The organism is Sporolactobacillus sp. KGMB 08714 (genome assembly GCF_036598985.1).
Lineage (GTDB): Bacteria > Bacillota > Bacilli > Bacillales > Sporolactobacillaceae > Sporolactobacillus.
This window is the reverse complement of sequence record NZ_JAUUBW010000006.1, coordinates 75224-95462: the sequence shown is the minus strand read 5'-3', so window position 1 is coordinate 95462 and position 20239 is coordinate 75224. Positions and strand designations below refer to the sequence as shown.

General features: G+C 50.2%; 19 protein-coding genes. 2 read left to right on the top strand and 17 right to left on the bottom strand.

The window, feature by feature from the left end; all coding sequences use genetic code 11:
- Nucleotides 1-9: 9 nt before the first annotated feature.
- The 5 genes from Q6A92_RS03915 to Q6A92_RS03895 form a co-directional block, all read right to left on the bottom strand.
- Nucleotides 10-366, bottom strand: a complete 357-nt coding sequence (locus Q6A92_RS03915) for a hypothetical protein (protein ID WP_332237109.1) — start codon at nucleotides 364-366, stop codon at nucleotides 10-12.
- 20 nt (nucleotides 367-386) lie between these two features.
- A complete protein-coding gene (locus tag Q6A92_RS03910; protein ID WP_332237108.1) occupies nucleotides 387-1025 on the bottom strand; it encodes an ABC transporter permease in 639 nt (212 codons plus the stop codon).
- A gap of 36 nt (nucleotides 1026-1061) precedes the next feature.
- Nucleotides 1062-2021: an ABC transporter ATP-binding protein gene (locus Q6A92_RS03905; protein WP_274402137.1), complete on the bottom strand. Its 960-nt coding sequence runs from the start codon at nucleotides 2019-2021 to the stop codon at nucleotides 1062-1064.
- 84 nt (nucleotides 2022-2105) lie between these two features.
- Nucleotides 2106-3041 (bottom strand): ABC transporter substrate-binding protein, encoded by a 936-nt coding sequence (locus Q6A92_RS03900; protein WP_332237107.1) that lies wholly within the window; start codon nucleotides 3039-3041, stop codon nucleotides 2106-2108.
- A 17-nt stretch (nucleotides 3042-3058) separates the two neighbouring features.
- Nucleotides 3059-3703 carry an ABC transporter permease gene (locus Q6A92_RS03895; protein ID WP_274402139.1) on the bottom strand — a complete coding sequence of 215 codons (645 nt, stop codon included), beginning with the start codon at nucleotides 3701-3703 and terminating at the stop codon, nucleotides 3059-3061.
- 845 nt (nucleotides 3704-4548) lie between these two features.
- Between Q6A92_RS03895 and Q6A92_RS03890 the strand changes: the two genes are divergently transcribed.
- Nucleotides 4549-5706 (top strand): amidohydrolase, encoded by a 1158-nt coding sequence (locus tag Q6A92_RS03890; protein ID WP_332237106.1) that lies wholly within the window; start codon nucleotides 4549-4551, stop codon nucleotides 5704-5706.
- A 42-nt stretch (nucleotides 5707-5748) separates the two neighbouring features.
- Here the strand turns inward: Q6A92_RS03890 and Q6A92_RS03885 are convergent, their stop codons facing one another.
- Nucleotides 5749-6006, bottom strand: coding sequence for a hypothetical protein (locus tag Q6A92_RS03885; protein ID WP_274402141.1), 258 nt, complete (start codon nucleotides 6004-6006; stop codon nucleotides 5749-5751).
- 1494 nt (nucleotides 6007-7500) lie between these two features.
- Here Q6A92_RS03885 and Q6A92_RS03880 point away from each other — a divergent pair.
- Complete coding sequence (locus Q6A92_RS03880; protein ID WP_332237105.1) at nucleotides 7501-7764, top strand: hypothetical protein; 264 nt, start codon at nucleotides 7501-7503, stop codon at nucleotides 7762-7764.
- A 63-nt stretch (nucleotides 7765-7827) separates the two neighbouring features.
- Here the strand turns inward: Q6A92_RS03880 and nspC are convergent, their stop codons facing one another.
- The 11 genes from nspC to Q6A92_RS03825 all read right to left on the bottom strand — a co-directional run bounded on the left by nspC (nucleotide 7828) and on the right by Q6A92_RS03825 (nucleotide 20072).
- Nucleotides 7828-8964, bottom strand: a complete 1137-nt coding sequence (gene nspC / locus Q6A92_RS03875; protein WP_332237104.1) for a carboxynorspermidine decarboxylase — start codon at nucleotides 8962-8964, stop codon at nucleotides 7828-7830.
- An 11-nt stretch (nucleotides 8965-8975) separates the two neighbouring features.
- Nucleotides 8976-10175, bottom strand: a complete 1200-nt coding sequence (locus Q6A92_RS03870; protein ID WP_274399980.1) for a saccharopine dehydrogenase family protein — start codon at nucleotides 10173-10175, stop codon at nucleotides 8976-8978.
- A 99-nt stretch (nucleotides 10176-10274) separates the two neighbouring features.
- Nucleotides 10275-11132, bottom strand: a complete 858-nt coding sequence (gene speE / locus Q6A92_RS03865) for a polyamine aminopropyltransferase (RefSeq protein ID WP_274399979.1) — start codon at nucleotides 11130-11132, stop codon at nucleotides 10275-10277.
- Nucleotides 11133-11134: 2 nt separating this feature from the next.
- On the bottom strand, nucleotides 11135-12589 hold the full coding sequence (locus tag Q6A92_RS03860; protein WP_274399977.1) for an aminotransferase class I/II-fold pyridoxal phosphate-dependent enzyme: 1455 nt from the start codon (nucleotides 12587-12589) through the stop codon (nucleotides 11135-11137).
- A gap of 16 nt (nucleotides 12590-12605) precedes the next feature.
- Complete coding sequence (speD, locus tag Q6A92_RS03855; RefSeq protein ID WP_332237103.1) at nucleotides 12606-13424, bottom strand: adenosylmethionine decarboxylase; 819 nt, start codon at nucleotides 13422-13424, stop codon at nucleotides 12606-12608.
- 586 nt (nucleotides 13425-14010) lie between these two features.
- A complete protein-coding gene (gene tuaH / locus Q6A92_RS03850; protein WP_332237102.1) occupies nucleotides 14011-15195 on the bottom strand; it encodes a teichuronic acid biosynthesis protein TuaH in 1185 nt (394 codons plus the stop codon).
- Nucleotides 15196-15259: 64 nt separating this feature from the next.
- Complete coding sequence (gene tuaG / locus Q6A92_RS03845; RefSeq protein ID WP_274399974.1) at nucleotides 15260-16018, bottom strand: teichuronic acid biosynthesis protein TuaG; 759 nt, start codon at nucleotides 16016-16018, stop codon at nucleotides 15260-15262.
- A gap of 12 nt (nucleotides 16019-16030) precedes the next feature.
- Nucleotides 16031-16711, bottom strand: a complete 681-nt coding sequence (locus Q6A92_RS03840) for a hydrolase (RefSeq protein ID WP_332237101.1) — start codon at nucleotides 16709-16711, stop codon at nucleotides 16031-16033.
- Nucleotides 16708-18195, bottom strand: a complete 1488-nt coding sequence (gene tuaE / locus Q6A92_RS03835) for a teichuronic acid biosynthesis protein TuaE (protein ID WP_332237100.1) — start codon at nucleotides 18193-18195, stop codon at nucleotides 16708-16710. The genes Q6A92_RS03840 and tuaE overlap by 4 nt, the downstream gene beginning before the upstream one ends.
- 133 nt (nucleotides 18196-18328) lie before the next feature.
- Nucleotides 18329-19264 carry an NAD-dependent epimerase/dehydratase family protein gene (locus Q6A92_RS03830; RefSeq protein WP_332237099.1) on the bottom strand — a complete coding sequence of 312 codons (936 nt, stop codon included), beginning with the start codon at nucleotides 19262-19264 and terminating at the stop codon, nucleotides 18329-18331.
- A 190-nt stretch (nucleotides 19265-19454) separates the two neighbouring features.
- A complete protein-coding gene (locus Q6A92_RS03825; protein ID WP_443029680.1) occupies nucleotides 19455-20072 on the bottom strand; it encodes a sugar transferase in 618 nt (205 codons plus the stop codon).
- Nucleotides 20073-20239 lie beyond the last annotated feature (167 nt).

The window sequence follows — 20239 nt, the reverse complement described above, 5'->3', positions numbered from 1 at the left end:
TTAGGGTAATCAGTCATCTATTTGTTCGCAGCATTTCACGGCCGGAAAACTTCTAAAATTGTCTATCAGATAAGCGGACACTGGTTTCAGGTCAGCTCCTATTCTGAATTTTTGTGCTAAAATCTCAATGATCAATTGCGGCAACGAAACGTAAATAAAAAAGCCTCGGGCAAGCTGATATTTATCATCAGTTCGCGCGGGGCTTAAATTTATCAGGTTTTTAACATGATGATGCATTTTTCTGTCAGTCTTAGCAGACGGAGAAAAAATGCCGGCAAAACCCCGCAAATCTTGCCAGCGGAGATCTTCTCCCCAAGCTGAGCCATTCCCTGATAAGGCTTCTCTGATTAACAGCGTTCCTTGCACGTGCCATCCCGTTTCCGGAGCTACTTTACATCTTCCCCTCTGGATTTTGCAAGCGCCATGGATTCCAAAACGGACAAAAAATAATTGACAAAAAGAGCCAGAGCTGAAACGAGAACCGTCCCCCAGACAATCTGCGCTGTGTTGTTCTCATTCAGCCCCTGGAATAAAATGACGCCGAGGCCTCCGGCGTTGATCCAGGAGGCGATGGCGGCAATGCCGATAATCGATACCGACGCAATTCTCACACCGCCCAGAATCGCCGGCAGGGCCTGTACCCATTCAATTTTCCAGAAGAGCTGCCAGCGGCTCAGCCCGAGACCTAAACCGGCTTCAATCACAGCCGGGTCGATCGAACGAAAGCCGGCAATCACATTTCTGACAAGAATCAGCAGACTGTAAGCAACGAGCGCAATAATTGCCGGTTTCAGGCCGAGACCGACAACGGGAATCAGCAGCGCAAACATCGCCAGGCTTGGAATCGTATAGATGACACTGAGAAAGGGCATGACAATCGCCGCCGGCCCGGCGTTCTTTGCCAGAAATACGCCGAGCGGCAACGCGATGATGAGCGCGATGATCAGAGAAATGAGGGTTATCTCAATGTGCTGCAAAAAAAGAGAGATTACCTCAACATAATTATTCTCGATATAAGCAATCAAAGAAAATCACCATCCGGATCGTTATTTGTCCGAGATTCAGGCTTGCCGTATCTCCTTTATTGTCACCCGGCCGACTGACCGGTTCTTTTCATCTCTGATTTGCACATAATCAGCCCTGCCGCCGAGGAGAAGCGTCAGGATTTCGTAAAGTGTGCTGCTCTCGCGTGCTTCAGGTGCTTTCTCGTACGGATCGGCGGCAGGTCCTTCCGTGTTCATCACGTCTTTTGCGCGGACAAAGGCCAGCCGCTGCAGAATATCATCGGAATGCACGAGGTTTCTGACAAATTCGTTGGCCGGATGCCTTAAAATATCGAGAGGGCGGGCGAACTGCTGAACTCTCCCCTCATTCATCACGATGACCTTATCGCCTAGTTTCATAGCTTCCATGATATCATGAGTAACGAACAGAATTGTCTTTCGCAGCCGTTTCTGAATGCGGAGGATTTCATCCTGAAGTGCGGAGCGGTTGATCGCATCAATCGCTCCAAACGGTTCATCCATCAGCATGATCGACGGATCCGCCGCCATAGCCCGTGCAAGACCCACTCTCTGCTGCTGGCCGCCCGACAGCTGTCTCGGATAACGTTTCCTGAATTCTTGTGGGGACAGGCCGACAAGATTCAGCAGTCGATCAATCCGTTCATTGATCTTTTTATTGTCCCAGCCAAGAATCTGCGGAACCACGGCTACATTCTGTTCGACGGTCATGTGCCGGAAAAGACCGGTCTGCTGGATCACATAGCCGATCTGCCTTCTCAGTTTTGTAGGCGAAATCCGGGTGACGTCTTCTCCGTTGATATAAATTTTCCCGGATGTCGGTTCATAAAGCCGATTGACCATTTTTAATAACGTCGTTTTTCCGCATCCGGAAGCGCCGAGAATCGTCACGAAACTTCCTGTTTCTATCCTTAGATCCGTGGGATAAAGCGAAGGTTTTTGCGCTTTTCCAAAAGTTTTGCTGATTCCCTGCAGAACGATTGCATCTGTCTCTGTCATGAACTTTCCTCCTCTGGCCGGAACGGAACCCGAAGGGCACGGTTTTCTCTAAAAGGTCGACCCCTTTTAAAAAGATCATGAGAATCATGATTTTATAAGGCCCTGTTTAACAAGAAATTCTCTGGCAACCTGCTGGTACGTTTTCTTTTGAATATCTACTTGAGCGTTCAATTGCTGCATCGCTTGGCTGTCCACTTTTGATGAAACTTTATTGATGATCGTTTCGATCGTCGGATCGTTTTTAACGACACTTCCTCTGATTACCGGGCAAACATAGTACGGCGGATAAAAATGCTTGTCATCTGTCAGCAATACCAGATTTTTATCCGTCAATTGTCCGTCCGTTGTAAAGGCGACGGTCGCATCCGCTTTTCCATTCAGCAGAACATTGTACTTCAGACCGTAATCATAAAGCTTGTCGGTCTTGAACCGAAAACCGCCGTAGGCCTGCTGCAGCCCCTTCAATCCATCCGGGCGGTCATTGAATTCCGGCGTGGCCGCAAAGTTAATATCGGGAGCCGCCTTGGCAAGATCGGAAAAAGTGTGGATGTTGTATTTATCCGATATGGTTTTGCTCACGGCGAGCCCTTGTGAATCGTTAGCGTGTGTCGGCTGCAGCCAGATCAGGTTCCACTTTTTCTTATAGGCCTGCGATACATCCTGATATACCTGGCCGGCATCTGTTACTTTGCTGTGTTTCAGAATGTCGAGCAGTCCGGTCCCGGTGTATTCCGGGTACATGTCGATATCTCCCTTTACAAGGGCCTCATGGGCAACAAGCGTTCCGCCCAGATTCAATTTTCTGTTTACTTTATAGCCTGCGTTTTCCAGGGCGTCCGCATACATCTCACCAAGGATCAGACTCTCCGTAAAGTTTTTCGATCCGATCGTGATCGTTTTGGCGGAAGTTGCAGAACTGCCGGACGGCTTATTATTTTGCAATGAAACGATTAGGATCAGTCCCGCGATGACAACAACGGCAAAGATGGAAAGTCCGATAAAAAGACGGCGTGTTTTCAAAAGTTCATCTCCCTGTTTTAAGCCTGTCTGTATTTTGTTGCCAGCTTTTCAATGGTGCCGAATGCCACTTCTGAACAGATCGCGAGCAGGGCCACAGGAACGGCTCCGACAAGCAGCATAGCGAAATTATAAAGGCCGAGGCCGTCAATAATGAACGTCCCCAAACCGCCGCCCCCGATAAATGCGGCCAGCGTCGCACTGGAAATGACTTCGACCGAAGCGGTGCGCACTCCGGAAAGAATCATCGGCAGAGCGACAGGCACCTCAATTCTAAAAAGGATCTGCCGATTGTTCATACCCATGCCAACAGCCGATTCTATAACTTCGTGAGGCACACTTCTAATTCCAAGATGAGTATTTATGATAATCGGCGGGCAGGACAAGATAGTCAGCGCAACAAGGGCCGGAGTGAAGCCTGTCCCCAGTATCGGCATAACGATAATTAATACAGCAAGACTGGGGATGACCCGAAGCGAATTGACCGTTCCCGTGATCAGCCCGGACAGTCTCGCATGTCGCGCGCAGATGATCCCGAGCGGGATGCTGATAAGGAGTCCGATGAGAAGTGCGGACCCGCTTAACTCCAGATGGGTGCGTAACGCTTCGTTAAACGCCTCGCGATTGTGCACAATATAGAGAAAAGCACCCCTGACGAGATTCAATGGATCACCCTCTTATCATGAGTCAAAATGCGAATGAATCATTAAGCAGATATCCTATCTTGTCCTTAATAAAGCCGGAATGTCAACCTTTTCGACTCTTTTCACCTAATCGCATGGCCGCCGTTCATCCTCATCGCGGTTGAAAACCGTTCCAATCTGAATCGGTACCTGAATCCTAATAGATCGTCCATTGCTTTGAACCGAATAAGGATTTGGCGCCGTCATGACATTCGGCGTCCTCTTCTCCGCGGCCTTTCTGATTCTTATGGCATGGCTCCGGAAAGAAACAAAGGACCTGGATATGTCGATTTAAACGGCAGCCATGTGTTGTTCAGCCCTGCGAAAAAGCTTTCCTGTCCGCCCTGCATGTTCATGACCGGCGAGCTGTTAAAATGCCGCCCCGTTCTGTCTTCTTCTCTTTCAGCCGTTCAGCCGGCTGCAGGCCTCCTGAATCGGTTCTTCCTTCGGGCCATGCCGATAATGAGAATTTTTATGTTAATACATCTTTTGTGCAGTTTTTTTCTCTTCCAATGGAATGTGCTAACCCCCGCTAAAGCCGGTCTGTCTTTTTTGGGGGCCTTTTTGCCTTTATTGATTAAACCGCCGTTAACTGCATCGCGTCCGGAGCTTCTCGGCCTGAATCAATCTCTGAAGCGGAATGGCGATCGTGCCGGTTGTTTGCGTCCCGGACATCGTGTATCCTAGTTTTTATAGGGCGTGTTCGAAAAAGTCAGGAAAAGGAAAGGATATTCCCCGGCTGTTCCCGAAAGCGGTTTGGCCGGTATCATAAATAAGCCTAATGCATTCCGGGCGTCCTGAAGGAAACAAAGGTGAGGAGCAAATAGATGATAAAAACAATTAACGAAAAGAAGCTTGAGCAGAAACTGATTGGTTATCGCCGTCTGCTGCATGAAAAGCCGGAACTGGCCTTTGAGGAATACGAAACAACGCAATTGCTGAACCAGTGGCTTGCGGAGGCAGAGATCGAAAGAGCGGAGCTTCCTCTTAGGACCGGGATCCTTGCCGTCATCGGAGGAAAAAAGCCGGGACCGACCCTTGCGCTCCGCTCGGACATAGATGCGCTGCCGATCCAGGAGCAGACCGGGCTGCCCTACGCTTCCAAAACAGCGGGGAAAATGCACGCCTGCGGCCATGACTTTCACATGGCGTCCATACTCGGTGCGGCATTGTTATTGAAAGAACGGGAAGATGAGCTGGAAGGAACGGTTAAGATTATTTTCCAGCCGGCCGAAGAGAACGGCCGCGGTGCGGTGCAGGTATTAAAAACGGGAGTGCTCAATGACGTTCAGGCCATTTTAGGCATGCATAATATGCCTTACCTGCCAACTGGGACAATCGGAATCAAGGCGGGCGCTTTGATGGCCAGCTGCGACCGTTTTATGATTGAAATTGAAGGAACCGGCACCCACGGAGCTGCACCCGAAAAGGGGGTTGACACGATTGTCGCCGCCACCCAGATCGTTACCGCCCTGCAGACGATCGTCAGCCGCAATATCTCACCGCTCAGCTCAGCCGTGATCAGTGTCACCCGGATCCAGGCAGGCAACACGTGGAATATCATTCCGGAAACGGCCGAATTGGAAGGAACCGTGCGCACATTCGACGAAGACGTTCGCAACATAATACCTGTCAGGATGAAAAGCATCGTTGAAAACGTGGCCCGCGCCTTCGGTGCCAAAGCAAAATTAAAATTTACCAGGCAGGGCCATCCTGTTCAAAACGACGGACAGCTTACAAAATGGGCCGCGGAGACCGCCGAAAAATCCGGCCTGAAAGTTATTGAACCCATTCCGACAACCATCGGCGAAGATTTTGCCCAATATCAGGAAAGCATTCCCGGAGCCTTTTTCTTTATGGGCGTTTCGGGCAGCTCCGATCTGCATCGTCCGGATCTGATCATTGACGAAGGCGCCATCCTGCCAAGTGCCCGTTTTTTTGCCAATCTGGCCGTCGACCTGCTGAAAAAAATAAAAGACCGTTAGACTGCCCGTGGTCTGATCACGTGCGTCACTTGTCTGTCAAATTCAGCGGCCCTCTTCATGGCGGCAAACATAATAGATAAACTCTTCAGCATGTCCGAACAAATGTTTCTGCTGAAAAAAAGCACGCATTGTGCCGTCTGCAAGTTCATCATAACTGACCAATTGAAGTCTGTGTCTGCGGGCAAACAGTTGAATCGCGGACAGCATTGTTTCCGCCGGAATAACCTGAGCCGGGCGGTCGACAACAACAGGCAGAGACTGTCTGCCGTCGTATTCTTCATACATGGCATAATGATTCATCTGAAATCCCCCTTTCACAGTAATAGCTCGGCTGTTCCCGAAGCTGTCCCGGGAATGGACAGCAGCTTTTTAATATATTATTCTCATTCCGATCCCGGGCCTGCGGGTCGAGCGGGAAACTGTAATATACAAGAAAAAAAGAGTGCGCCGGATCGACCCTGTTCCTGTGTTTTTACAGGGGAAACTCCGGCGCTCCTAAGAGCTAAATCGGCTGCAGCTTCGGAATTCCGATGGGCGGCAATGCATTTTCGCGAACGCCGGAACGATGATATGCACAAATGAAGAGGTTTACTCGGAAGGGCACAAATCAGTAATCCTTCGTTAAAATAAGCAATTATTCACAAAAATAGTCAGGGGCTTATTCCGCGGATAACGCACAGATTGGGTAAAAAAAGTCCTTTATCGCTCACTAAAGAAATGAACGACTACGCGGCAGACAATACAGTGCAACCGTCCGATCAGATTAGAAAGCCAGACCAGGCCGGAGAAAGCTGAGCACCGGAAGGCCGCTCCAAAAAGGGCAGTTGCTCCGAATCGGGTCTGAGTCGCACCAAAGCCTGAAAAAGCCGCTCCGAAAAAGAGCAGTTGCTCCGAATCGGGTCAAACTTGCACCAAATCGTCGGGAAGTCGCTCCGAAATAGAAAAGAATCGCACCAAACAAGAAAGGTCGCTCCGAGTCCGGCTACAGACGCACCGAAATGCCGAAAAAGCGCACCGAATCGGGTCAAACCTGCTCCGAATCGTCGGGAAGTCGCTCCGAGATAGAAAAGAGTCGCACCAAACAAGAAAGGCCGCTCCGAATCCGGCTACAGACGCACCGAAACGCCGAAAAGTTGCACCGAATCGGGCCTAACTTGCTCCGAATCGTCGGGAAGTCGCTCCGAAAAAGAGCAGTTGCTCCGAATCCGGCTACAGACGCACCGAAATGCCGAAAAGTTGCACCGAATCGGGCCTAACTTGCTCCGAATCGTCGGGAAGTCGCTCCGAAATAGAAAAGAGTCGCACCAAACAAGAGAGGTCGCTCCGAATCCGGCTACAGACGCACCAAAATGCCGAAAAAGCGCACCGAATCGGGTCAAACCTGCTCCGAATCGTCGGGAAGTCGCTCCGAAATAGAAAAGAGTCGCACCAAACAAGAAAGGTCGCTCCGAGTCCGGCTACAGACGCACCGAAATGCCGAAAAAGCGCACCGAATCGGGCCTAACCTGCTCCGAATCGGATTCGAACCGCTCCAAAATCCGAAAAAATCGCTCCGAAACGTTAAACAGCCCGATCTCAGGAAGGTTTATCAGTCGGCGCGCAACCTTATCGGTCAACATACCCGGTTTATCGGTCGACGCAGTAATTTTATCGGTCAACGTATCTCGTTTATCGGTCGGCGCGGCAATTTTATCGGTCAACATACCTCGTTTATCGGTCGACGAGTCCCAATGGCGTCGGACTTGCCCCGAATACGGCTGAAATCCAAATAGAAACCGGGTTGACTCAGCCGGCGTGACAAAAAATGCATCAATCCATATTTTCACAGCTTTTTACTTCATTCCTATTGATGTTGCACCGTTCGATGCTCCTGCACCAGATCATTCGTTTTCTGTAAAGAACTTCGTAAACGAAGAAATGGCGGTACAGATATATCCGATCAAGCAGCAAACGGCAGCTTATTCCGACGGGCGGCGCGTTTTTTGCGATCAGCGGCCCACCCCTTTGTGCCGGTGCTATCCGGATGTTAGTTCAGAATTGAAAAAGCGTTCCGCCTGAACTCAGGTGGAACGCTTTTTGTTTAGTCAGCTATTCAAATGAAGGCGCGGACCCGCCGTTTCTTCATGACAGTCTCATTTTGAAATCTTCATAGCCGAACTGTCTGATGATCCGCAGCCCTTCTGTATCATTATAAGCAGCAATGGCGGGCAGGCCGACACCGTTGAATGTATCGTTTTTAACCATCGAATAGATGGCCATATCGCGGAAGACAAGCCGGTCGCCGACTTTCAGCGGTTCTTCGAACGAGTAGTCGCCGATCACATCGCCGGCGAGACAGGTCGGCCCGCCGAGTCTGTACGTAAAGGCCTTCTCTCCCGGCTTTCCGGCTCCGATGATTCCCGGACGGTATGGCATCTCCAGTACATCGGGCATGTGACAAGTTGCCGAAGCGTCAAGAATGGCGACCTTCATCCCGTTTTCCACGATATCCAGTACCGTCGAAACCAGATAGCCGCTGTTCAGCGCCACTGCTTCCCCCGGTTCCAGATAAACCTGGAGCCCATATTTTTCTTTCATCAGCAGAATGCAGCGGATCAGGGTCTCGATATCGTAGCCCGGCTTCGTGATATGATGGCCGCCGCCGAGATTAATCCACTTCATCTTTTTCAAATATTTGCCGAATTTCCGCTCTACAGTCCGGAGCGTACGCTCCAGCACATCTGAATTCTGCTCACACAGAGTGTGAAAATGCAGTCCGTCAATCCCTTCCAGTTCTTCCGGCCTGAAGCCGGACTCCGTTACACCCATGCGGGAGTATGGAGCGCACGGATCATAGAGGCTCGTTTCGACCTCGGAGTATTCCGGATTGATGCGGATGCCGCATGCCACTTTTTTGGGAGCCGTTTCGATTCTTTCTCTGAACCTGCGCCATTGGCTGAACGAATTAAAGACAATGTGATCGGACACTTTCAGAATTTCATCAAATTCACTTTCCTTATAGGCCGGTGAGTAGATATGGACCTCCTTGCCCATCTCCTCATAACCGAGGCGCGCCTCAAACAGGGAGCTTGATGCCACGCCGCTCAGGTACCGGCCGATCAGCGGATAAAGCGAAAACATGGAAAAGGCTTTCTGGGCAAGCAGAATGCGGCAGCCGGTGCGCTCCTGAACCGATTTCAAGATTTCAAGATTTTTAATGAGCAGCCGTTCATCGACCACATAGCTTGGTGAAGGCGCCGCCTTAAAATTGATGTCCATCAGCCGCCCCCTCAATCAACCAGCTCGGGAGCAAAACTTTCATGCCACGGCAGACCGAATCGGTTCAAAGCATCCATAAACGGATCGGGATCGAATTCTTCAATGTTGAAGACGCCCGGCCGTTTCCATTTTCCGGTCATTACCATCGCCGCACCGATCATTGCCGGGACGCCGGTTGTATAAGAGACAGCCTGCGATCCGACTTCCCGGTAGCATTCCTGATGATCACAGATGTTGTACAGGTAATAAGTGACCGGTTTTCCGTTCTTTACGCCCTGGAAAATACAGCCGATATTCGTTTTGCCCTTCGTTCTTGGCCCGAGAGACGCTGGATCGGGCAGAACCGCCTTCAAAAACTGAAGCGGAACAATCTGCTGCCCTTCATAGTCGATCGGTTCAATCGATGTCATGCCGACATTCTGCAGAACCTGAAGATGGTTCAGGTAGCTCTGGGAAAAAGTCATCCAGAACCGGATTTTTTGAATGCCCTTTATATTAAGCGCCAGTGATTCCATTTCTTCATGGTGGAGCAAATAAATATCTTTCGGCCCGATCTGCGGAAAATTATAAACCCGTTTGATCGACATCGGTTCGGTCTCTATAAAGCGGCCGTTTTCAAAATAACTGCCTTTCGCCGTTACTTCGCGGATATTGATTTCCGGATTGAAGTTGGTCGCGAACGGATAGCCGTGATCGCCTGCGTTCGCATCCAGGATGTCAATCGCATGAATCTCATCGAAATAATGTTTCTGGGCATAAGCGGAGAAGACGCCGGTAACGCCCGGATCGAATCCGCTGCCAAGCAGTGCCGTAATCCCGGCTTCTTTAAAGCGGTCACGGTAAGCCCACTGCCATTTGTATTCGAATTTGGCCGTATCCTCCGGCTCATAATTTGCCGTATCCACGTAGTCAACCTTCGTCGCCAGACAGGCGTCCATAATCGTCAGATCCTGATAGGGAAGCGCCACGTTAATCACAATATCCGGCTGAAAACGTTCGATCAGCGCGATCAGCTCCGGTACATGACTGGCATCCACCTGAGCCGTCCGGATCTTCGTCCTTCCTCCGTCCAGTTTCTTTTTCAGCGCCTCGCATTTCGAAAGTGTGCGGCTGGCAATGCAGATTTCTTCAAAAACGCCGGAATTCTGGCAGCACTTGTGGATTACAACGCTGGCGACGCCGCCTGCCCCGATAATCAACGCCTTGCCCATGTTCACGTCCCCCCAATAATTTAAAATTCACCTTTGCTTTAAAGGATCGATGGTTCGTCCAGACTGTGCGGTTCATCGGCCGTTCAGCCGTTAACCGGATCAGCCCGGTTCCACCTCCTCCAGCAGTTTTTTCACATAGTTCGGCAGCGCAAAGGCGCCGACATGAATTTTTGTGTTGTAATACTTTGTTTTCAGGCCAAGATCTCTCCACTTCGCAGCATCGAAATCTGCGACCGGATGATACTTTTTTGAAGCAAAACCGAACAGCCAGTGCCCGGAGGGATAAGTCGGGATATGCGCCTGATAGACACGGCTGATCGGGAAGGATTCGACAATCCGTTTATGCGCGCGCTGCATGGCAACGGCGTCCACCGGATAGAAAGGGCTTTCCTGCTGGTTGACCATCAGCCCTTCCGCGGTCAGCGCTTTATAGCAGTTCCCGTAAAATTCTTTAGTGAACAGCCCTTCTCCGGGCCCGAACGGATCGGTTGAATCGACAATGATTAAATCATATACATTTTCCCGTGTCCGGACAAATTTCAAACCATCCTCATAATAAATGGAGACACGGGGATCATCCAGCCGGCCGGCGGTCTGCGGCAGATACTTTCTGCACACGTCCACAACCTGCCGGTCAATTTCCACAAGATCGATCCGTTCGATCGAAGGATAGCGAACAAGCTCGCGGACCGCTCCCCCGTCGCCGCCGCCGATCACGAGCACTCTTTTTACCGCGGGATGGACAGCCATCGGGACATGGACAATCATCTCATGATAGATGAATTCGTCTTTTTCAGTCAGCATCATGTATCCGTCCAATGTCAGAAAACGGCCGAATTCTTTAGATTCAAAAACGTCGATACGCTGGAAATCGCTTTGCCCGCAGTACAGCTGCCTATTCACCTTGATTGAAAAAGTGACGTTTTCCGTATGTTTTTCCGTAAACCACAGTTCCAACCTCATCGCTCCTTTATCGTCCGGATCTGGCTAACCTGGCTGTCCTGAGTACCGGTCAGAAAAGACCCCTTCGCCTTCGCGTATTGGATATATTCCACAATCTCCGGGGTGACTTTCTCTCCGGGGGCCAGAATCGGAATTCCGGGCGGATAGCACATCACAAACTCACTGCAGACCCTGCCCACGCTTTCTTCAAGCGGCAGCGGCTCGCTTTCGGCATAGAACGCTTCCGCCGGAGCCAGGATGATCTGCGGCTTGATATATTCCTGGCTGAGCATGCCCGTTTTGTCTTTTGTGTATCGCCTTTTGATTTCCGAAAGGGCGGAAACGAGACGTTCCAGATCCAGCTTTCGGTCGCCAATCGACAGGTAAGCGAGTATATTGCCGATATCGCCGAATTCAATTTGAATATCGTACTCATCGCGGAGCAGATCATAGACTTCAATCCCGGCAAGCCCGATGTCGAGCGTGTGAACCGAAAGTTTGGTCACATCGAAATCAAAGATCGTGTCTCCGTTGATCAGTTCCCGCGAAAAAGCATAATAACCGCCGATACCGTTGACTTCCTCTCTGGCATACGCCGCCATGTCGGTTACCCTTTGAAAGATTTCGCTGCCTCTCAGTGCCAGATTCCTGCGTGAAATATCAAGCGATGAAATCAGCAGATAGGAGCCGCTCGTCGTCTGTGTCAGATTAATGATCTGTCTGACATAGCCTTCGCTGACATCATTGTTAATCAGAAGGAGAGAACTCTGTGTCAGCGAACCGCCCGACTTATGCATGCTGACGGCCGCCATATCCGCCCCGACCGACATCGCCGAAGGAGGAAGGTCCTTTCCGAAATAGAAGTGTGTGCCGTGAGCCTCGTCAACGAGCACCCGCATCCCGTGCCAGTGTGCAAGCTCGGTAATCGCCTTAAGATTGGAACAGATCCCGTAATACGTCGGATTGTTAATCAGGATGGCCTTCGCATCCGGATTTTCAAGGATCGCCTGTTTGACGTCCGCAAACGACATGCCCAGTGAAATGCCCAGATCCGTATTGACACCCGGATTCACGTAAACGGGGATCGCTCCGCTCAGAATCAGCGCGTTGATCGCGCTGCGATGCACATTTCGCGGCATGATGATTTTGTCCCCTCTTTTACAGACACTCATCACCATGCTCTGAACGGCGGAAGTCGTCCCGTTCACCATAAAAAAAGCGTGGCGTGCGCCAAAAGCTTCTGCAGCAAGCTCCTCCGCTTCTTTAATAACTGAGACCGGATGGCACAGATTATCCAGCGGCTTCATCGAATTCACATCCACCGTCAGGCACCGTTCGCCTAAAAAGTCAGTCAGCTCCCGGTTTCCTTTGCCCCGTTTGTGCCCGGGAACATCAAAGGGGACGACCCGCATCGATTTATAACGGTTCAGCGCCTCAAGGACGGGCGCTCTTTCCTGTGAAAGCTGCTTCATTTATTTACCTTCCCCACTAATCAAAGATGTTGGCACCGCTGTATATTTCAATCATTTCCCTGCGGAGACTGTTACTGATTTTAAGCCGTTCTCTCGGCGGAATCTCCAGCACGTCTCTGTTAAATAAATAATTTTGCAGATCGAGTTCTTTTATAAGCATTTTCGTATGAAATAAGTTGGCCTGATAAACGTTAATATCGAGCGCGTCGTATTTCTGAAGCGTCGCATCGTCGATATAGTCCTGAATCGATGTCATATGATGATCCATGAACAACTTTTTCCCATTCACATCGCGCGTGAACCCGCGCACACGGTAGTCGGCTGTGATGATATCGGAATCGAAGCTGCCGATCAGATAATTCAGCGTATTCAGCGGAGTGATTTCACCGCAGGTCGCCACGTCGATATCGACCCGGAATGTAGCAATGGCATTACCCGGATGAAATTCCGGATAAGTGTGCACCGTAACATGGCTTTTATCCAGATGGCCGACCACGGTATCGCGTCCCCTGAAACTGCCGATCCGCCCCAGATTGCAGGACGCATCGATCTGGTCCGCCGGAAATTCCTGCTCGGCAATCAGTACGGCGACGCTCGCGCCCTGAGGATCATAATCCTGCTTGCTGATATTCAATACATGGGCCCCGATCATTTCGGTTACATGGCACAGTATGTGGGTCAGCCTTTCTGAATTGTACTGCTCGTCAATGTAAGAAATGTAATCGCGCTGCTCACGTTCACTTTTCGCGTAGCATACGTCATAGATGTTGAAGCTGAGCGACTTGGTGAGGTTATTGAAGCCGTACAATTTCAGTTTGTTTTCCAACCCTATCATCACAGCCTTTCCTGTTTATCAGGTCCGACAAGGGAAACGGTTTACAAAATTCAGGGGAAAAGCAGTAAATTTATGAATAATTTCCAATTAGAAATGAAATATTCAATGGATCCTTCGATTTCTGTTGATTTTCACAAGTTTCCTATAAAAATTCAATTTATATTATATACAGAACGAACCGTAAGTCAAGTTAATAATTCGTAATCGGAAAGCCAGTCCGGCCGGCCTTTCGATTCGTCCGTTCGGCGGACCGTCTCTGCCGTGGAACTGCTTATACAATAATAAGAAGCTTTCCCAAAGGAACGGCCGCCGATCGGATTCAGGCTTCAAAAAGTTTTTCCGTTCATATTTAAAGCCATTCCCGTATTTTTATATCAGAGCCATGAGAAATCCGGATATGAAGGTATTTCCGGGCCATTAATACCCATGAGAAAATTAGGAATCCTTTGCTGAGGCGGACTTTTGGCCAGTCTGTTATAGTCTTCCTGAAATCCGGATAAAAAATTAAGGAGGCCGCCTCACAGCCGAAAAATCGACTGATGCAACAGCCTCCATATTTTATATCGGGCCGATAAAAAGATTTCCATTATCCGGATTTTTCCGCCCCCATGACAAGATCGGTCATATGGCGGAATATTCCGTTCCAGTTTCTGGATTTAGCAAGCGCCCGGCGCCTGCCGACCGCATTCTTTTGGTCTTTTAAAGTGGCCATTTGTTCGCAGGAACGAATAAATAATTCAGGATCGCTGCTCTCCAGATGCGCGTAGATCCCTTTCTCAGCATACTCCTTTGTGGACGGAAGATGAACGCCGATTGCCGGTTTGCCGGCGGCCAGGAACTCAAACAGTTTCAGCGGAAACACCGCCTCATTATAAGGCGACGGTTTGTACGGCATGATGCCGACATCCACAAGATTCATGTACATGGAAACATCCGCAGGTGAGACACTCCCCGTCCACAATACGTTTTTTTGGATCAGCAGCTGCTGAAATTCACGATTTGCCCTCCCGGTTCCGTCGGGTCCGACAAACAGAAAAAGCCAGTCGCTTTTTTTCTCGGCCGCCTGCCGGATCAGGTTGAAATCCAGCTTCGGTTTAATCCCTCCGATATATCCGAACACCGTGCCTCTGAAATTTTCCGGAAGCACGTTCGCGGCCCGCGCACTTCCGGAAAAAAGATCGAACTCGACACCGTTTTCGAATGTAAATACACACGCCATTTTCTCGGCAGCGACCTTTCTCACGATCCGGCGGTACAGATAATCGGATGTACAGAAAATAATTTCAGCCCGGTCGATAATCCGCTGTTCGGCTTTCGCGATCACCCGCCGCCTGAAACGGGCGGCGGCTGAGGATCGGCCGCCGATCGGCGACGTCCACAGATCACTGCAATCATAAATGACCCGTGTCCACGGGAAAAGATCGCCGAGCAGCGGAAATCCGGGAAAAGTGAACCACAGAAAAAAACGGCATTGTCCGGCCTGAGCACGGATATAAGAGAGAAGCGGCCGAAGCCTGCGCCTGTAGAATTCATCCATATAGCGGCCGAAGCGGCATGCTCTCTGGGGAAGAAAATCCGGAACCGTCCATTGGCTGATTCCGTTGACAAGCCTTTTAGGCGATGGATCAACCCGACGGGGCGACGGGCACAGCCAGATCACTTCCTCTGTGTCCGGTTTATTCTGCAGAAATTCCGCAAGACGATGCCGCCTGTAGCGCAGCTTATCCTGCTCCCAGACTCCGGTCGCAACGATAATATGTATATTTTTCACTGATTCTTTTCACCTTCGTATCGGCCAGATAACGGATTCCCCGGCCGCCCGGAAACATCCGGCATCAAAACCGTTTGATCACGGCATTGGCTGCATAGTTGCAGAAATACCAGCAGGAGCGCCATAACGGCAGTTTCTCCATTCGGCGGTAAACATACCATGTTTTTCGGGCGGCCTTCCATTTATCGCGCGAAAGGGACTCCGGTCCGCCGATGCGGTATTCTGCCAGCGGTTCGTCCAGGCCGTACGCGACTCGGCCTTTTTTCAATAACGCCAGCCAGGTAGCCAGATCCTGGCGTGTGCGCAGATTCGGCATATGAAAAACACCGACTGCCTCTCTGTCGATGATCACGGTCAGGCAGCCGACAATGGTATTCTTCAGCATGTCGGCGTAGGTTACGCGACGGGGCGCCCGGACGCATTTATGCAGCGGCTCGCCCTCATGGCTGATATACTCATAACCGGTAAACGTAAAGGTATAGCTGTATTTTCTCATAAACTTCAGCTGTTTTTCCAGTTTATCCTTCTTCCAGCGGTCATCGCTGTCCAGGAAAGCGATATACCGGCCTCGCGCCAGATCGAGAGCATGATTGCGTGCGGCAGCGGCTCCGCTGTTCCTTTCAAGAAACAGGACGCGGATACGGGCATCTGATGCCGCAGCACGCGCCAGCCTGGCACGCGTCCCGTCCGTCGAGCAGTCATCGACAATAATCATTTCCCAATCCTTCACGGTTTGTTTCATCACTGAATCAATGGTCGCATCAATGGTTTGTGCCGCATTATAAGCAGGTGTGATGATCGAAACAAGCGGATGATTCTGCACGGCAGCGTCCTCCTATTCCCGTCTTTCACGGACAAGCTCAGGAAAAACAATCCATAAGAAAACAATCGTCAGGCCCAGCATCACTCCGAGTACAGCTCTCTGCTTTGATGAGAAGGCCCTCCCGCCCGGACCGGCGGCAGCATCTGCGGGTTCCAGCAATTGAGCGGGTTTGATGTTCAGTTTTGCCGTCTGCAGATCGTACAGAAAACGCTGACGGTCGACCGCCGTATTTTCATTGATTTTAACAGTTTCCAGCGCACTGATCGATTGATTAATCAATGTTTCCCTTTCCTGGTACTGCTGGCGATCGGCCGACAAAAAGCTGTCTGCGATCCGGTTGACCGTGTCGACCGCATCATTCTTTGACTTTCCGGTAAATGAAATCTGGATCAGTTCATTTTTCACTGCCGACACCTTGAGCTGGCTGAGTATTTCACTCTGGCGGGTTTTCCATAAATCGGGCAGCTGTTTCTGAAAAAAAGCGGAATTCCCCAGCAGAGTCATGACGTGATTCGGATCATTAAAATCCGGATTCGAATAGCTTCCTAAAGCAATAGTGGCCGTCGCCGTATAGGGTGAAACGGTTTTGCCGATCGGAACAAGCCACCCGGCCGCACCAAAAATCAACGGAACGGCAATGATGATCCATATAAATTTCTTGGCTCTTTCTGCCAGCCGGTGAACGATATTCATAAATAGGCTCCTTCATGGTCATTGATTTTTCCTGTATTTATGCCGCCCGCATTAAGCGCCTCATTTTTCAGTACGGAAACGGCGGAAATGAGCAGGCCGAGAAATACCCAGTGAAAGTAAAGGTTGCTGACCGAACTCGGGCTGACGCTCGAGACGGCAAAGGCGGCCATCGCCGTCAGGCAGCCTTCAATCAGCATCCTGTGCGCCCGGCCGCTGCAAAGCCGGCTGGCTCTGTATAAACCGGCAAACAGACAGGCATACATGGTGACATACCCAAGAGCGATCATCAGGCCGAAGTTGCCGAGAATCTCCGCCAGCCAGTTATGCACCTGGTAAATATGGCCGGTATCGGAAATCGGCTGATATTCAAGATAATAGGGCAGATTGCCCGCACCCACGCCCAGACCGAACGTATCTGCCAGATAATGGAATGTATCTTTCAGCAGATTGCCTCTGATCACGTTCGACGACAGGGTTGCATTGACCGAATAGCTCGCTGTATCCAGAAACAGCCCGCTGAATTTAGCGATCAGGCTTTTAGAAAAAACGATCAGGCCGAACAGGATCGCTGCCGAACAGGCGAGGATGCTGACTCTCTTTGCTTTCGGCGGAAGGAAGAGAAATAAATAAAGAATGCCTCCGACGGCAATCCCGATGACACTCGCTCTTGAATCCGTGACGACAATCATGAAAAACGAAAGCCCCGCGAGCAGCAACGCCGCCGTCCGCCGGGCTGTATTCAGAATATTTCTGGCCGCGGACAGGTAAAAGAAGAAAGAAATGCTTAAAAATGTGGCAAAGTCGTTCTGATTCGTAAAAACAGCGGTCGGATAAGCAATTTTGTAGGGCGGTGCCCCGTAAAGCGCCGACGTCGGCAGCTGAATATGTCCGAAATAGTTAATCAGGCCGAGGACAAGAAGGCCTGCCGTCATAATCATCCAGATGCTGTAGAAAGTAAGCAGCCGGCTCATTCGTGTAAACGTAAAAACCGACAGGAAGACAAACGCCACACCGACGCCCATCAGAAAGAGATACTTGATGCCGTCGAGCACGGATTCTGACCAAATTAACGAGACCCCGCCATAAGCCATCCAGAACAGCAGAAAAAGCAGAATGCCCTTTACCTGAAGCCGCCGCCAGTCGGCAGACAGACCGTCGTGCCTGGCTATATAGAAAAAAAAGACAATCAGCGCCGCAATCAGCAGGAGCCGGTACGTAAATAATGAAAAAAAGCCGAAACGGATACTCAAAAATGACTGATTAAAGAACGTGGTAATCAGCAGTAAATACATGACGCTTCTGAGCAGCTGTCCGTTATTCAGAAATGACTTAAGATAGAGGCTTAAAATAATAAAGGCCCAGATCCATATAAAGAAAAAGAAGAGCTGCATGGGGCCCGATCCGAGCGAACCGATGGCAATCATTCCCGCTAGCAGGATCGCCAGTATCCCCGTTGCCTGTTTCACTGCCCTGTTGCTGTCCATTCAGTTTTGCTCCCTGTTTCATTTCATTTTCGCAATGAATGCATCATAACCGCAGATCCCGTCCCGCCGGACGTCCCCGTGAGAAAGCAGGCCGGCAAAGCCGCTGCCCTGCATCCACTGTCTTCGACACTCATTAATTTGATGAAGCCGGTGTACGGTTTGAAAAGCGAAGCGTTTCCTGCAGGCCTTTGAAGAGGTCGGTCACAGGTTCCCAATTCAGAAGTTTCTTCGCTTCTTTGTTCGAAAGCGTACTTTCACGAATATCTCCGGGACGCGCTTCTTTGTAGATCGCGTTCACTTTTGAAGCGGAAATGCTTCTTAACATGCGGAACAATTGATTGATGGTCACCGATGAGCCGGAAGAGATATTGACACATAGATTTTTTTCGGTCTGAAGGCTTTTTACAACAGCCGATGCAAGGTCCCTGACAAAAATAAAATCCCTTGTCTGTTTTCCGTCGCCAAAAATAAAGGGGGGAATGTCCCGGTTCAGGCAATCTGAGAAAATCGACACGACGCCGCCTTCTCCCCCGGCGTCCTGTCTCGGCCCGTAGACGTTGCTGAATCGCAGGATGGCATAAGGCAGGCCGAATAATTTGTAGAATGTCTGCAGGTAGCGCTCAACCGTCAGTTTGGTCAGGCCGTAGGGGGACTCGGGACAGGTCGGGTGTCCGACGGTCACCGGCAGTGAGACGGGACTTCCATAGACCGCTGCGGAAGAGGCAAAAACGATTTTTTTGACTGACGACCGGACAGCCGCACGCAGTACATGAAGCGAGCCCTTTATATTGACCTGTTCATCAAACAGAGGATCGCGCACGGACTGCGCGACACTGATTTGCGCCGCAAGATGGACAATCGAGTCCGGATGAAGAGAGACAATCAGATCCATCACATCGGGATCCGTCACATCGAAGACATGGACGTCGACAGGCAGTCCGGCAATATTTTCACGATGGCCCGTTGCAAAGTTGTCGATCACCGCGACCTGATAATCCTGGCGGAGCAATGTCTCAACAACATGCGATCCGATAAAACCGGCTCCCCCTGTTACAACCACTTTTTTCATGAGAATCCCTCCTGAGTCATTTGCTGTTTTTTATTCAGTCGCGGAAGGAGCCTACCCCTGCACGCAGTACATGAAAAAATATGATAACGGTGCCAATGATCTGCACGCTGTCTGACGGAAATCCTCTCTCTGCAGCCTCTCATACATACATGTCCATTTTCTATCCGCTCCATACTCCGGCGCGTATTTTCTAACGGGCTCCTTCGCCCGTAATCAGGACCTTGATCGTTTTTAATAGAATTTTGAATTCAAGAGCGGGTGAGATATTGTGAATGTATTTCAAATCATATTTAAGCTTTTCTCGCGGCGAGATGTTGTAGCCGCCATTAACCTGCGCGAGTCCGGTTAATCCCGGTTTAACCGCAAGACGCCGTGAAAATCCCTGGATTTCGCGATTGAATTTTTGCACGAACACGGGTCTTTCCGGCCTCGGGCCGATGATCGACATGTCCCCTTTCAATACCATCAGCAGCTGCGGCAGCTCGTCAATCCTCGTTTTCCGGATGACCGCTCCCACCTTCGTCACGCGGGGATCGTGTTCCGCCGCCCACTGCGCCCCCTGTTTTTCCGCATCTTTACGCATCGAACGAAGTTTAATAAGGTAGAAATTTTTTCCGTTCTTACCGACTCTTTGCTGGATGTAAAATGGAGATCCGGGTGTCTCAAGTACAATTAAGAGCGAAAAAGTGCCGATTATGGGCGCTGCAATAATTAATCCGATCGCCGCCGCCGCCAGATCAAACCCTCTTTTTACAAAAAGATAGGATTTCAGCTGTCTTGGCAGCGGCACCCAGGGCTGACTGTCGATTGAATAGTCGCCGTAAAGATTGAGTTCTTTTTCAGCATTCACAACAAAACCACCTCGTCGTACTTTCTTTTTTCGGATGCCAACCCATATTTGAATTATAGTTATATTATGTGTTGCGAATATCAAGTTTATATGAAGATCATGTAAAAATTGTTGAGAATAGTAAG